Source organism: Bacteroides sp. NGMCC 1.200775, assembly GCF_040798045.1.
In the GTDB taxonomy this organism is placed as follows: domain Bacteria; phylum Bacteroidota; class Bacteroidia; order Bacteroidales; family Bacteroidaceae; genus Bacteroides; species Bacteroides hominis.
In genome coordinates this window covers 1,407,687-1,422,168 of record NZ_JASCQK010000001.1, presented here as the reverse complement: position 1 = coordinate 1,422,168, position 14,482 = coordinate 1,407,687, and the positions used below count along the sequence as shown (strand labels likewise).

The following is a 14,482-nucleotide window of genomic DNA, read 5'->3' as shown; positions in this document are numbered from 1 at the left end:
TTGAAGGTAAACGCACAGGTATATCCTGTGCGTCCTTCTTTATACCCAAATAATCATAACCATGAAACAAATTTATTTATTGTTGGCTATCCTGTTGGGAAGCCTTCAGCTGGCAAGTGCACAGCAGCAAACTCTCCGGTTCAACAAAGACGGTAAATTCAAGATTGTCCAGTTTACCGATGTTCATTATATCTATAATGACCCCCGTTCGGACATATCGGTTGAGCGTATCAATCAGGTACTGGATTTGGAAAAACCCGATCTTGTTCTTTTCACAGGTGACGTGATTTATGGCAAACCCGCGGAAGAAGGGATGCGTACGGTATTGAATCTGGTATCTAAAAGAGAGATTCCTTTTGCCGTAACTTTCGGGAATCATGATAACGAGCAGGGATTGACCCGTGAAGAGCTGCTGAAGATTATCCAGTCCGTTCCTTACAACCTGACACAGACCACTCCGGGAATTTCGGGGGTGACCAATTTTATCCTGCCTGTGAAGTCGTCGGACGGAAAACGCAATGCAACGGTTCTTTATTGCATCGACTCCCATTCTTATTCACAGATAAAAGGGGTGAACGGATACGATTATATCAAATTTGACCAGATTCAGTGGTATCGTGAGAACAGTAAGAAGTTTACTGCGGAAAATAATGGCGTTCCGGTTTCGTCGTATGCATTTTTTCATATAGCTTTGCCGGAGTATAATCAGGCAGCCTCTTCCGAAAGCGCAATACTTTATGGTATTCGTAAAGAAAAAGCATGTGCTCCCCAGTTAAATTCGGGCTTGTTTACTGCCATGAAAGAGATGGGAGATGTGAGAGGTGTATTTGTGGGACATGATCATGATGACGACTATGCTGTGTCATGGAAGGGCATCTTGCTGGCATACGGACGTTATACCGGCGGCAATACAGTCTATAACCATCTGACAAACGGTGCGAGGGTGATAGAGCTGGATGAAAACGCAAGCAGCTTCCGTACATGGATACGCCTGAAAGAAGGGATTGTACAACAAGTGACCTATCCTGCCGATTTTACTAAAGAATAAAGGTTGCACAAAAGCATGATGCGATATGACACTGCCGCCACGATGGGATATGTTTTTGGAGTGAAACAGCCGCAAGTTTGGACAGGACGTCCGATGATACAGGTTTTCAAGTAAAACAGTACTGTCACAACCCGAAGAAAAACAATGCACATAATATAAATTGGATAAAATGAAAAAGATTTTTTTTATGACGCTTTTCCTGCTGGTAACTATGGTGGGGCAAAGTAAAGGTAAAGGTGAATTTACGGTTCTGCAATGGAATGTATGGCAGGAAGGTACAATGGTTCCGGGAGGATATGATGCAATCGTTAACGAGATTGTACGTTTGCAACCCGATTTTGTGACGTTCAGTGAAGTACGCAATTACCATAACACTCGTTTCAACGACCGTATTGTGGCTTCTCTCAAAGAGAAAGGGCTGGATTATTACTCTTTCTATACTTATGACACAGGCTTGCTGAGCAAACATCCGATCACGGATTCACTGACTGTATTTCCGGAAAACGGAGATCACGGAAGTATCTATAAACTGACCAGCTCGGTGGACGGACATAAAGTGGCTGTTTATACGGCGCATTTGGACTATCTGGATTGTGCATATTACAATGTGCGTGGTTATGACGGTTCCAGTTGGAAAGAGATACCTATTCCGACTACTGTGGAAGAGGTGCTCAAAGTGAATGTGGCATCTCAACGCGATGACGCTATCAAGATGTTTATCGCTGAGGCCAAAAAGGACATTGCAAACGGATATAGCGTGATTGTAGGCGGTGACTTCAACGAACCTTCACATCTGGACTGGATTGAGGAAAACAAGAATCTGTACGACCATAATGGTCTCGTAATTCCCTGGACAGTGACAACATTGTTGGAGAAGGACGGATTTATAGATACATACCGCCATATTTACCCGAATCCGCTGACTCACCCGGGATTTACATATCCGGCAGATAATCCGCTGAAAGAACCCGGTAAACTGACATGGGCACCGAAAGCGGACGAACGTGACCGCATTGATTTTATTTTCTATCAGGGAAAGGATATTGAAGCAAAGAAAGCGGTGATCTTTGGTCCGAAAGGTTCTATTGTACGTAACCAGAGAGTACAGGAGACTTCAAAAGACAAATTCCTGCTTCCGTTGGACGTATGGCCGACCGATCATAAAGGACTGTTGGTAACGTTTAAGATGAAGTGATGTTTCACCACAGAAGACATAGAGTAACACAGAGTGAATTTTAAGTCATTGATTATTGACATAAATGCTCTGTGTTACTCTGTGTCTTAAATCTCCCCACGCATCCGGTCTTCGAACGCTGCGAGCGCTGCTTTGGCACCTTCCCCCATTGCGATGATAATCTGTTTGTAGGGAACGGTGGAGACATCTCCGGCAGCATAGATCCCCGGAACATTGGTGCGGCAGTGGGAGTCTATTATGATTTCACCCGGACGGTTTACTTCTACCGTCTCCCGGAAAATACCGCTGTTGGGCATCAGTCCTATCTGTACAAAAATGCCGTCTAACCCGATTACCTGTTCCTGCTCTGTCTGACGGTCTTTGACACGGATGCCGGTAACTTTGTCGCCATTGCCTATCACTTCGGTGGTCTGCGAATGGACGAAGACTTCTACGTTCGGCAGGCTTTTCAGTTTCTCCTGCAACACTTGGTCTGCTTTCAGTTCATCCATAAATTCGAGTACCGTGACTTGGGAGCAGATGCCTGCCAGATCGATGGCAGCTTCGATTCCGGAGTTTCCTCCTCCTACGACAGCCACATGTTTTCCTTTGTAGAACGGGCCATCGCAATGCGGGCAGAATGCAACTCCCCGGCCGATGTATTCCGCTTCGCCCGGTACATTCAGTTTACGCCAGCTTGCACCGGTGGCAACGATTACTGCCGGAGCAGAGAAACGCTCGCCCCCTTTGGCTGTGAGCACTTTGTCTTTGCCTTCAAGCTCGAGCTTTTCAAGCCGGCGATGTTCGAGCAGGTCGATAGGGTATTGTGCCATGTGCGTTTTCAAGTTATCGGCCAACTGACTTCCGGTGGTTGAGGGAACGGAAATCAGGTTCTCTATGCCGACTGTCTCTTTTACCTGTCCGCCTATTCTTTCGGCAATAACGGCTACATTCAGGCCTTTGCGGGCCGAATAGATGGCAGCGGCGGAACCTGCCGGACCTCCACCGACTACAATCACGTCATACTTCCTGATAGAACTTTCACGGGCGCTTTGTTCCACTCCATATTGTTCTTCCAGTTTGCTCAACAGTTCGCCAAAGTCGCCGCGGCCTACATGAATCAGTTTGCCGTCTGCGAATACAGAGGGAACTCCCTGTATTTTCAAGGCTTCTACTTCGGCTTGATTGATGGCACCATCCACCGTCTGGTGCTGGATCCGGGCGTTGAGTGTGGTCATGGCATTGAGTGCCTGCACTACGTCGGGACAGTTGGTACAAGTCAGTGACACATAGGTTGTCAGGCGGATAGGTCCTTTCAATGCTTTTACCCGGTTGCAAATCCCTTCGTCCGGGAAGTTTTTGCCTTTTCCGTCCGCGTTCAGTACGGCGAGTAGTAATGAACTGAATTCATGTCCGTTGGGGACGGCGCGGAAAGTGATGCCCGTCCTTTGGTCGTCTTTGAGAAGCGTAAATTCCAGTCCTTCGCCCTCATGGATCCGGCAAGATAGTTTCTCTGAACAAGATGCCACGTCGTTCAGAAGGTCCAGGAGTTCGTTGCGGCTTTCGTGCTGTGGTGAGACAGTGATATCGAATGTGTACTTCGCCTCCAATCCGGAGAAGATGGTACGTAATTGTTCTTTTATAGCTGAGTCTAACATTATATTGAAGATTGATTAGGGTAAAAAAGACCGGCATTGGGGGATGCCGGTCTTCATAGAATTACTGCTTAGATCTTACCGACCAGATCGATGCTCGGCTTCAGGGTTGCTTCGCCTTTTTTCCATTTGGCGGGGCAAACTTCTCCGTCGTGGGTAGCCACAAACTGTGCGGCTTCTACTTTGCGGAGTAATTCATCGGCATTACGCCCGATGTTGTTGTCCTGTATTTCGGCAATCTTGATCTTTCCTTCCGGATTTACGAGGAAGGTTCCGCGATAAGCCATTCCGTCTTCTTCGATCATCACGCCAAAGCCACGGCTCAGTACGCCTGTCGGGTCTGCCAGCATCGGATATTTGATCTTACGGATACTTTCCGAAGCATCATGCCATGCTTTGTGTACAAAGTGGGAGTCGGTGCTTACCGAGTACACTTCCACACCCATGGCCTGGAATTGCTCATACTTTTCGGCAACGTCTACCAATTCTGTCGGACATACAAATGTGAAGTCTGCCGGATAGAAGAAGAAAATAGCCCATTTTCCCTTTACGTCTTCGCTGCTTACTGTTTTAAAACTTCCGTTTTGAAAAGCCTGTACTTTGAATTCAGGCATCTGTGAGTTGATAATTGGTTCCATAATTGTTTCTTATTTAGATTCATTCTTTATTTGTTTACGTTGCAAAAGTATGGCAAAATTTCCCGTTTCAACAAAAAATCCCATTGATAATATTTATCGGCTGATAGATGAAATCTTATGGGGTATGCAGCTCCATGTGTTTTTTGCCTGGTATAAGGACGGAACGTTCATATTGTAACTTATTTCTTTAGTCCTCTTCCGGAAAGAAAGTAAAAACGCTGATTGGCTGACAAGCCCTTTGGAGATTCGGATCAAACCGGCGGGAGCGGAGTGCAAAAACTGAGTTTTTCTTCCTCAAGAAGCAGGCTTGGGCGGCGCGAAAGCCGGTGTTTTCATCCAAAAGAGCCGGTGTTTCCGGAAAAAGAAGTAAGCATTTGGTCCGAAAGACGTAAGCAACTTGAGAAAATGCTTACTTCTTTTTGGAATATCTCTATATGTTTTCTCTCATTCCATATATTGTTCCCGTTTGAGAGATGAAAAGAGAGAGATTTTTTTCTGGTTGACCTTTGATTATGAAGGTGCCGAAACAGATAAAAGGGAAGTGCCGGACTTAAATAATACCCTTTTTGTTCTTATTCTTATAGAATAAGTGTTCTCTTGCCTGAAAATAGAGATTAAAGGTGATAAAACGGAAAAGGCTGACTGGGAAAGGAGACGAAAAAAACGTTCTACTGCATTCTTGCCCGGAAAAAAGCGAATCTGGGTCCATTCGATTATCAATTTGACAGAATGGCATTTTAAAGCCTTCGCCGTAGAAAGAGGAGGGAAGGGTGCTTGGAAGAGAAGGTGATATGGAAGCAAAGAGAGCGCAGACAGGTGTAGTCTAATCAAAATAGAAATAAGTTTGCGTTTTGTTAAAGTTGTATTCACGTTTAAACTTCTATCTGACTTTTTAGTCATATAGACAGTTGCAACAAAAAAGACAGATGATTATTTGATAATTTAAAAAAGAAAAGAACAATGAAAAGAATAAGTTTTTTGTTAGTGGCCCTTTTGATGGTAGGGGGAATGGCGATGGCACAAGGCCCGCGCAGAGGTGGTCAGAATATGGATCCGAAGGAACGTGCCGAGCGCATGACTGAACGTATGGCGAAAGAATACTCTTTGAACGAAACCCAGAAGAAACAACTGTTGGAAGCCAATATGGCTCTGATGGAGAAGATGGGAACACGTCCCGGAAAGATGAAACCCGAAATGAGGCAAGGTAAGGAGGGGCAGAGTCAGGCTACTGACAGCTGCACTTGTAAACAGGATAAAAGAAAAGCTCCCCGCATGTCGAAAGAAGACAGAGAAAAGATGCGACAGGAGATGAAAGCTTCGCGTGAGGCTTACGATGCCAGTCTGAAGAAAATAATGACGAAGGAGCAGTATGAGGCCTATACTAAGCAGAAGGCCGAACGCGGACCGAAAAGAGGAGGTAGAAAGTAAATTTCAGTATGGATGATCAGTGATGGACCGGCGTAGCGGTATAGGGCGCCGGTTCCTCACTAATTGTCAGCTACTAATTACCGAAATACTTGTATATTTCCACTGCTTTTTGTTCCTTTGCCGTACGATTTAATAAACAGATGATTCAAATATGAAAAAGCTTATTTATCTGCTTGGGTTGACAATGCTTATGGTTATCGTTGCGTGTTCCGGTACAGCTGAAAAGAAACAGAGCGATATCCGTGTCTTGATGCAAGATAGCACCGATGCACATGGCTTGCAGCGGATGACAGCCCGGAAGAGTGAGATAGATATTAAATACAAAGGCAAAGAGTACCATTCGTTTATATCCCGTACCCCTAATGATTCACTTCCCCGGGTAGTGAGCCAGATGGGAAATACATACGTTGACAATCAGATTGTTCTGAGGCTGACACGCGGGAATGAACGTATTTTTAGCAGGACTTTCACCAAGAAACAATTTGCGTCTCTGATAGGAGAGGACTTTATGGCAAAGTCCATTCTGGAAGGAATTGCTTATGATAAAACAACTCCCGAGGGATTTGTCTATGCCGCCAGTATTTGTTATCCTCAAACGGACTTGTATGTGCCTGTCTCCATTACGATCTCGACCGAGGGGAAGATCAGCATGAAGAAAGAAGAACTTCTGGAAGAGGTATACGAGGAGGATACTTCTGGCCGTTAAAAAATACAAAAAGAGTTTACCCTTTTGTTTATTACCAAATCTTTCCCGATTCTATCTCGTTATTTGCAGTGTAAAATAATTCCGAAACTTATTATTTACACTAAAAATAACGATTATGAAAAAGATTCTATCTATTCTTGCTTTGGCTATCATAGCCGTTCAATTTGCGTTTGCAGGTGATATCATTACGAAAGACGTGATGACACTGCCTCTTCCGGCACGCAACTTTATTAATCAGCACTTTTCTAATCCGCAGATTTCGCATATTAAGATAGAAAATGAGATTCTGCAAACAAAGAAGTACGATGTGTTGTTGACTAATGCAACCGAGATCGACTTCGATAACCGGGGAAACTGGATTGAAGTGGATTGTAAGAAAGCCGCTGTTCCCGCATCGATTATCCCCGGCTTCGTGAAGGAGTATTTGAAGTCCAATGGATATAACTCTGAATTTGTAACTCAGATAGAACGTGACCGCAGAGGTTATGAAGTCGAGCTTAATACGGATTTGAGTCTGAAGTTTACCAAAGACGGCCGTTTCCGTAAAGCGGAATATTGATAAATTGGAATAAACCTGTTAAAAAAAGACCTTGATTATGAAATCGTTGAAATTTAGTTTGTTGGCAGCTGTGCTGCTGTCGGTAGTGTTTGCTTTCAGTTCGTGTGGTGATGATGACGATACAGGATATCTTCCGCCGAGCCAGGCCATTCAGGATGCACTGAAGAAGCTTTATCCCAATGCCACTGCCATTAAGTGGGAGCAGAAGGGTGTTTATTATGTAGCCGATTGTCAGGCTGACGGCAGAGAAAAGGAAGTATGGTTTGATGCCAACGCCACCTGGCTGATGACGGAAACCGAGTTGAACAGCATCAATAATCTGCCCCCGGCAGTGCTGACGGCTTTTATGGAGTCGAGTTACAGCAATTGGGTGGTGGATGATGTAGCGATACTGGAATATCCGAATGAACCTTATACGGAATTTGTGGTAACCGTGGAACAGGGTAAGAAGATTGATTTATACTTTTCGGAAGGTGGCGGTTTGCTCCACGAAAAAGATGTGACCAACGGTGACGATACTCACTGGCCCAGAACTTAAAGGTTGAATCTGCCGACCGAGGCACGTGAATAGTAAAAACAAGAGGATGTGCAATCTGTGGTGAGTCATGCACACCCTCTTGCGCTTTATGGAGAATGGCCTTTTACATCGGCTTGTAATCCTTTGCCAGTCCGCCTTCGCTTGTTTCTTTATAAAGTGAAGGGAGATCGTGGCCGGTTTGTTTCATTACCTGTATTACCTTGTCGAAAGAGACGCGATGTATTCCGTCGGTGAATGACGAGTATAGATTGGCGTCCAGTGCACGTGCGGCTGCGTATGCGTTCCGTTCGATACAGGGGATTTGTACTAATCCGCACACCGGGTCGCAGGTCATGCCCAAGTGATGTTCCAGACCCATTTCGGCGGCATATTCAATTTGCGCAGGACTGCCTCCGAACAATTGGTTGGCTGCGGCCGAAGCCATTGCGCATGCCACGCCTACTTCTCCCTGGCAACCTACTTCCGCTCCGGATATGGAAGCGTTCTGCTTAACGATGTTGCCAATTAGTCCGGCCGTTGCCAGTGCGCGAAGAATGCGCATCTCACTGAAATCACGGCTCTTGGCAAGATGATAGAGAACGGCAGGCATTACTCCGCATGAGCCGCAGGTTGGTGCCGTTACGATTTTACCTCCCGAGGCATTTTCTTCACTTACGGCAAGTGCATAGGCAAAAACCAGTCCGCGGGATTGCAGGGAAGCTTTGTATCCGGTGGCCCGGATATAATATGTGGAGGCTTTGCGTCTCAGGTTCAACGGGCCGGGCAGTACACCCTCTTGTTCAAGACCACGCTGGACGGACTCTTTCATCGTATTCCATACTTCTCTCAGGTAGTCCCATATATCGGGATCTTCGCATTCTTTCACGTATTCCCAGTAACTCTTTCCGGTGTGTTCGCACCAATCCAGAATTTCGGTCATGCTGTTCATGCCATATACTTCCGGGCTTTCAATGGAAGCTTGTTTGTTGTCTTCGGCCAATGCACCTCCGCCAACGCTGTAAACGGTCCAGTTTTCAAGTTCGTTGCCATCAGCGTCGAGCGCAATGAAGTTCATTCCGTTGGGGTGGAAAGGTAGAAATATTTTAGGTTGCCATATAAGATCTACCGGTGCTGTCGGTTCCAATGTGTCGATGATGGCTACATCCGTCATGTGCCCTTTTCCTGTCGCAGCCAGGCTTCCGTAGAGGGTTACTTTGAACGATGCTGCTTCAGGATGTCGGGTGAGGAACATTTCTGCTGCCTTGCGAGGCCCCATGGTGTGGCTGCTCGAAGGCCCGGTTCCAATGCGATAGAGTTCTTTTATTGATTTCATATTAGCTAATTAGGTTGTTGCGCAAAGGTAATTGTTTTTTCAAGATTTTTGGTAACTTAATACCATTTCTTCTTACGGAAAAACCAGTATACGGCTGCGCCTACCAATATCATCAATATCCAGGCGTATACATATCCATACCGCCAGTCCAATTCGGGCATAATCTTGAAGTTCATTCCCCATACACCGACAAGAAAAGTCAACGGGATGAAGATGGTAGAAACAATGGTGAGCCGCTTCATGATGTCGTTCATCCGCAGATCATTGTTCGATATATAAAGGTCTACCAAAGACGATAACGTTTCCCGGCATATTTCGATTGTTTGCAATACGAATTGCAGATGGTCGTTGACATCATTGAAGAAGGCACGGTTCACTTTGTGCATCAGGGAGTTTTCCGCCCTCAGCAGTTTGACGTATTGTTCTTTTAACGGAAGAATGGCTTTTTTCATCAGCATATATTGCCGGCGGAGTGCCTGTATCTGGATGCCGATGTCGTTTCCGTCACTGATGGTGAGTAGCTCTTCTTCCAGGTCTTCCAGCGAGTCGTCGATGGTGGATACGGTGGAAATGTAGTTTCCCATCACGCTGTTCAGCAAAACGCTGAGCAGGTAGTCACTTTGCCGGCTCCGGATTTTCAGTACGTCATTGTGCAGGGCGGAGGTAACGTCATCGAAGAAGTCGGTTTCATTTTCCAGAAAGGTAAGCACAAAGTTGCTCCCCTGTATGATACACACCTGTTGCTGCTCCAATTCATCCATCTCATCTTCGGGGCTTGTTTCTTCTCTGTTGTTGAAGCGGAATATTTTCATGATCAATACCGTATACTTGTCATGCTCTTCTATCTTTGTGGGATGTTCGGCATTCAGAATATCCTGAAGGGTAAGAAAGTCTATTTCGAAGTGGCTGCATATTTCGCGGATGAGCTCGGTATTCTGAAGCCCGTGTATCTGCAGCCAGTTGATTTCTTCGTGGTTGAGTGCATTGGCTACAGCCTGGAAATCGGTGCCCGATACTTCCTGCATTTCGAGGGCATTGTAGGTACACAAATGCAGGTGAGTGGGAGTCTGGCTCTCACCGGTATAAACTAATCTTTCACTTAACAGGTTATTCTTCATATTCTTTGTTCTTTTATGCCAAATCGACTACCGTGATACCTGCTCCCCCAAATTGGACATGCTCGTCGGCGAAGTGACGGATACCCGGTACGGTTTGCAGATATTGGCGGATTAGGGTACGCAAAATTCCCGTTCCGGTTCCATGCAGAATACGTACCCGGCTCATACCGAACAGGATGGCGTCATCCACAAAATAGGTAACAGCCTGTAAGGCTTCGTCCCCCCGCATTCCCCGCACATCGATATCTTGCTTGAAGTTCAGCTTCTTCTCGTACATGCTGTCCTGGGTCTGGTTGCTGACAAAAGTACTTTTAGCAGGCTCCTGTTTCTGAGGAGTTGCATTGCTTCGTTCCAACCGTTCCAGCTTTACGGTTGTTTTGATACTGCCGAAAGCTACGACTGCATTCTTTCCGTTGATCTCAAGCACTTCTCCGACAGAACTCTGCCCTTTGATGCGTACCGGACACCCTTCGGTGATGGGAGCTACTTGGGGAGTTTGCTGTGCAGCTTGTTGTTCTTTCGGAACATTCTGCTTTTTTTCTTTCTTCCGGTTTTGCTTTTCTTTCAGCTTTTCCATCTTTCGGGCTATCTTGTCCTCCTGTTCTTGGGAAGTCAGGCTGTCCATCGACTCGCGGAACTCTGCCAGTTCCTGACGGACGAGGCGTGTCTTTTCTTTTTCAGCCTGTGCCTCTTTAATGGTACGTATGGTGTTCTCGATACGTGCGTTCGATTCTTGCAATAACCGTTCGGCTTCTTCTTTGGCCTGGCGGATGATTTCCTTTCTCGACTTTTGCAACTCTTCCATTTCCGATTGATAACGGGCGATGGTTTCTTCCATCTGTTTTTCACGTTGACGGATGGTTTGGCGTTTGCCTTCCCAATAACGCTTGTCCCGCACAATGTCCTGCAAGTATTTGTCAGCATTGATGTACTCGCTTCCCACTATTTCGGAAGCATCGGCAATGACATCTTCCGGTAAACCGATTTTCCGGGCTATCTCTACTGCGAAAGAACTTCCGGGATTACCGATTTGAAGTTGGAACAGTGCCTGCATCAAGTGGCGGTCGTAGAGCATAGCTCCGTTTACCACACCTTCATGGTCTTCTGCAAAGTGCTTCAGATTTTGGTAGTGTGTAGTAATAACGCCGAAAGTATGCTTTATGTTGAATCGTTTCAGAACAGCTTCCGCAATGGCCCCGCCAATCTGGGGTTCTGTACCGCCTCCGAATTCATCGATCAGAATCAGGCTGCGTTCATTGCAACTCTTCATCATGATCTTCATGTTCGTCAGGTGGGAAGAGTAAGTGCTCAAGTCGTCTTCAATGGATTGTTCGTCGCCTATATCGATGAAGATGCTGCCGAACAGACCGGCGTGGCTGCGTTCGTGCATGGGTACCAGCATACCGCATTGTAACATGTATTGCAACAGTCCTACGGTTTTCAGGCAGACTGATTTACCTCCGGCATTAGGGCCGGATATAATGAGGATGCGCTGTTTGGTACTCAGTTCTATATCCAGGGGAACTACCTTTTTTCCGTGCTTGGCAAGGGATAATTGCAGCAGTGGATGAACAGCCATGGTCCAATCCAGTAATTGTTCGTTTTCCAGACTGGGCTTGATGCTGCTGGTTTGAATGGCAAAGTAACTTTTGGCGCGAATGAAATCGATTTCGGCCAGAAATTCGTACGATTGGAGTATCTCCGGAATGGAAGGACGCAATGTATTGGAAAATGTGGTCAGGATACGGATGATCTCGCGACGCTCGTCTCCCTCCAGTTCGCGGATGCGGTTGTTGGCTTCTACCACTTCTGCCGGTTCGATGAATACAGTTTTACCACTGGCCGATTCATCATGGACGATACCTTTGATTTTGCGTTTCAGCCCCGGGGCAACCGGAATTACCAATCGACCGTCGCGCATGGTCGGAGTAACGTCTTTATCCACATATCCGTCCGATTGAGCGTTACGCAGGATGCTGTTCAGCGAGCGTGAAATACTCCCCATCGTATTAGCCAATTCCCGGCGGATGCGTGACAGTTCGGTCGAGGCGTTGTCCTTGATTTTACCGTATTTGTCCAGAATGCCGTCTATCTTGGTGATAAGTTGCGGGAATACGGCAATATCTCCTGCGAGTCTTTTCAGGCTGGGGTAAGGGTGGTCGGATTCTTCTTCCTCGTTCCGTTGCAGAAAACGTACGATGTCGCGGATTGTCTCTAACGAACGCCGCAAGTCGAACAGTTCCTGTTCGTCCATGTACATGCCTTCTACCCGTACCCGTTTTAATGACGGACGGACATCGAAGAAAAACTGATCCGGGAAGTTATCTTCTTCTTGTATGATGCGGACAAACTCTGTGACTTGGTTCAGCAGTTCTTCAACAGTTTCAAATTGATCGGAGAAGTTCATTTCCGATACTCTCTCTTCTCCCAACGTACTGAGACATTTGTCCTTTAATAATTGTCTGATCTGGTCGAATCCTATTTTTTGCTCAAAATTCTGGGGATATATCATGTACTGTCTTATTTATCTGTATAACGCTTTAAGTTGAAATGTGCCGCAAAAATACGATTATTTCGCGAAAAAAATGCCGAAACGTTTGCAGATTTGAAAATGATTCGTACCTTTGCAGCGCTTTAAGAGAAAAGCACTATTGAAAAGTAGTTTTGGAGAGGTGGCAGAGTGGTCGATTGCGGCGGTCTTGAAAACCGTTGTACTGCGAGGTACCCGGGGTTCGAATCCCTGTCTCTCCGCAACAAACGCTGAAAATCAGCAAATTGTAAAACAAACACCCAGTTTTACACCCAAGAATGTAAAGTCGGGTGTTTTTGTTTTATTTAAGATAATACAACCACTACATAATAAAAGAGTAGCGATATTAAAAGAATCCGATGAGAAAAGACTAATATTTATCTATCCATTCAGTTTGATTTTTCAGGACTTTACATCGTCCTGAAAGTATTTGTTATTGTATTCCAACGTCAGGAGTGGATTATAATACAAGTTTTTTGTGTGGATAGAATTTCGTTTTGCTTAATGTACGAAAGTACTTATCTATAAACGCATGAAATATTAGCACAATGAATCATTGGAAATCAACTTTGGCCGTGATAGGAATAGGCCAACTCATATCTATTTTAACAAGTACGATTGTTGGCTTCTCCATTATTTTTTGGATTAGCAACGAATTTAAATCCCCGACAGCTTTATCTCTGGCTATTTTAGCTGGATTTTTACCACAATTTGTATTAGGCTTGTTTGCCGGGGTCTATGTTGACAGATGGAATCGAAAGAAAACGATGTTTTATTCGGACTTGTTCATCGCGTTCTGTACCCTATGTCTTTTTATTGTGATAACCAAGGGTTATAAAGACCTTTCTTTTTTTTATCTATTGACTGCTTGTCGTTCAATAGGCAGTACGTTTCATGCACCTGCTTTACAGGCAAGCATCCCTCTACTGGTTCCCAAGCACCATCTTGTCAGGGTATCAGGTTTGTACCATTCCATTCAATCCTTCAGTGAGGTGATAGCTCCCGTTGTAGGGGCAAGCCTCGTTGTTTGGCTTCCCATACAGTATATTCTGCTCATAGATGTGATCGGAGCTGTTGCTGCTTGTCTGACCTTACTTTGTGTCCAGATTCCTTCTCTTCAAAAAACGAAAGTTCTTCCAGATTTCAAAAAAGAACTGACGGAATGTTGGCATACCTTGCGGCGTACAATGGGCATTTTGCCTTTATTCGTATGCTTTACGCTGGTGACTTTTGTCCTTATGCCTGTTTTTACGTTATTTCCTTTTATGACGCTTCTGCATTTCAACGGAAACATTTTGCAAATGGGAGTTGTGGAAATGGGTTGGGGCTCAGGGGCATTGTTGGGCGGTTTAGTACTTGCCTGTAAGGCTTTGAAAAGCAAGCAAACATTAGTGATGCATACGGCTTATGTGATATTGGGATTGTATCTGATTAGCGCCAGTTATTTACCATCAAGCGCATTTATAGGTTTTGTTTGCCTAACATTTACAGGAGGCATAGCCTATTCCATTTACCATGCGCTTTTCATCGCTATTATTCAGCAGAACTTGGCTTCGGACATGCTTGGACGGACTTTTTCTCTCATCTTTAGTTTGAGTACCTTTCCATCAATGCTGGGTATCGTAGCTTCAGGATATTGGGTGGAAGCATGGGGTATCACATCCGTCTTTATGATCAGCGGATGGGTTATCTTTCTGATTGGAGTGGGTGCAAATTTTATTTCTTCAATCAAGCAGTTGGATAATTACGCATAGTATTATTTATTAAAGAATTATT

At 45.3% G+C, this 14,482-nt stretch carries 12 protein-coding genes, 1 tRNA gene and 1 pseudogene; 9 read left to right on the top strand and 5 right to left on the bottom strand.

What is annotated here, in order from left to right; genetic code table 11:
- The first annotated feature begins 61 nt into the window (after positions 1-61).
- The 3 genes and pseudogenes from QK890_RS06160 to QK890_RS06150 all read left to right on the top strand — a co-directional run bounded on the left by QK890_RS06160 (position 62) and on the right by QK890_RS06150 (position 2,243).
- Positions 62-1,048, top strand: coding sequence for a metallophosphoesterase family protein (locus QK890_RS06160; RefSeq protein WP_005809754.1), 987 nt, complete (start codon positions 62-64; stop codon positions 1,046-1,048).
- A 9-nt stretch (positions 1,049-1,057) separates the two neighbouring features.
- Positions 1,058-1,162 (top strand): annotated as a pseudogene (locus QK890_RS06155) (alkaline phosphatase); the annotation flags it as partial.
- 73 nt (positions 1,163-1,235) lie between these two features.
- Positions 1,236-2,243: an endonuclease/exonuclease/phosphatase family protein gene (locus QK890_RS06150; RefSeq protein WP_005809750.1), complete on the top strand. Its 1,008-nt coding sequence runs from the start codon at positions 1,236-1,238 to the stop codon at positions 2,241-2,243.
- A gap of 86 nt (positions 2,244-2,329) precedes the next feature.
- Here the strand turns inward: QK890_RS06150 and ahpF are convergent, their stop codons facing one another.
- Both ahpF and ahpC read right to left on the bottom strand, forming a co-directional pair.
- On the bottom strand, positions 2,330-3,880 hold the full coding sequence (gene ahpF, locus QK890_RS06145) for an alkyl hydroperoxide reductase subunit F (protein WP_005809747.1): 1,551 nt from the start codon (positions 3,878-3,880) through the stop codon (positions 2,330-2,332).
- A gap of 68 nt (positions 3,881-3,948) precedes the next feature.
- Positions 3,949-4,515 (bottom strand): alkyl hydroperoxide reductase subunit C, encoded by a 567-nt coding sequence (gene ahpC / locus QK890_RS06140; RefSeq protein ID WP_005775969.1) that lies wholly within the window; start codon positions 4,513-4,515, stop codon positions 3,949-3,951.
- Between the two features lie 960 nt (positions 4,516-5,475).
- On the opposite strand from ahpC, the gene QK890_RS06135 reads away from it, so the two are divergent.
- The 4 genes from QK890_RS06135 (at position 5,476) to QK890_RS06120 (ending at position 7,746) form a co-directional block, all read left to right on the top strand.
- The gene (locus QK890_RS06135) at positions 5,476-5,943 is read left to right on the top strand and encodes a DUF4890 domain-containing protein (RefSeq protein WP_005809744.1); all 468 of its coding nucleotides are present in this window, start codon (positions 5,476-5,478) and stop codon (positions 5,941-5,943) included.
- 151 nt (positions 5,944-6,094) lie between these two features.
- A complete protein-coding gene (locus QK890_RS06130; protein WP_032540699.1) occupies positions 6,095-6,649 on the top strand; it encodes a DUF4738 domain-containing protein in 555 nt (184 codons plus the stop codon).
- A 115-nt stretch (positions 6,650-6,764) separates the two neighbouring features.
- On the top strand, positions 6,765-7,208 hold the full coding sequence (locus QK890_RS06125) for a PepSY-like domain-containing protein (protein ID WP_032529782.1): 444 nt from the start codon (positions 6,765-6,767) through the stop codon (positions 7,206-7,208).
- A 37-nt stretch (positions 7,209-7,245) separates the two neighbouring features.
- Positions 7,246-7,746 (top strand): PepSY-like domain-containing protein, encoded by a 501-nt coding sequence (locus tag QK890_RS06120; RefSeq protein ID WP_005775975.1) that lies wholly within the window; start codon positions 7,246-7,248, stop codon positions 7,744-7,746.
- Positions 7,747-7,849: 103 nt separating this feature from the next.
- On the opposite strand, the gene QK890_RS06115 is transcribed toward QK890_RS06120, so the two are convergent.
- The 3 genes from QK890_RS06115 to QK890_RS06105 are packed head-to-tail and all read right to left on the bottom strand — an operon-like array spanning position 7,850 to position 12,688.
- The gene (locus tag QK890_RS06115) at positions 7,850-9,058 is read right to left on the bottom strand and encodes an L-serine ammonia-lyase (protein WP_005775976.1); all 1,209 of its coding nucleotides are present in this window, start codon (positions 9,056-9,058) and stop codon (positions 7,850-7,852) included.
- A gap of 56 nt (positions 9,059-9,114) precedes the next feature.
- Positions 9,115-10,176, bottom strand: coding sequence for a magnesium/cobalt transporter CorA (gene corA / locus QK890_RS06110; RefSeq protein WP_005809741.1), 1,062 nt, complete (start codon positions 10,174-10,176; stop codon positions 9,115-9,117).
- A gap of 13 nt (positions 10,177-10,189) precedes the next feature.
- The gene (locus QK890_RS06105; RefSeq protein ID WP_367627250.1) at positions 10,190-12,688 is read right to left on the bottom strand and encodes an endonuclease MutS2; all 2,499 of its coding nucleotides are present in this window, start codon (positions 12,686-12,688) and stop codon (positions 10,190-10,192) included.
- 154 nt (positions 12,689-12,842) lie between these two features.
- On the opposite strand from QK890_RS06105, the gene QK890_RS06100 reads away from it, so the two are divergent.
- Positions 12,843-12,927: transfer RNA gene (locus QK890_RS06100), tRNA-Ser, on the top strand.
- 327 nt (positions 12,928-13,254) lie between these two features.
- On the top strand, positions 13,255-14,460 hold the full coding sequence (gene mef(En2) / locus QK890_RS06095; RefSeq protein WP_005786079.1) for a macrolide efflux MFS transporter Mef(En2): 1,206 nt from the start codon (positions 13,255-13,257) through the stop codon (positions 14,458-14,460).
- The last annotated feature ends 22 nt before the right edge of the window (positions 14,461-14,482 follow it).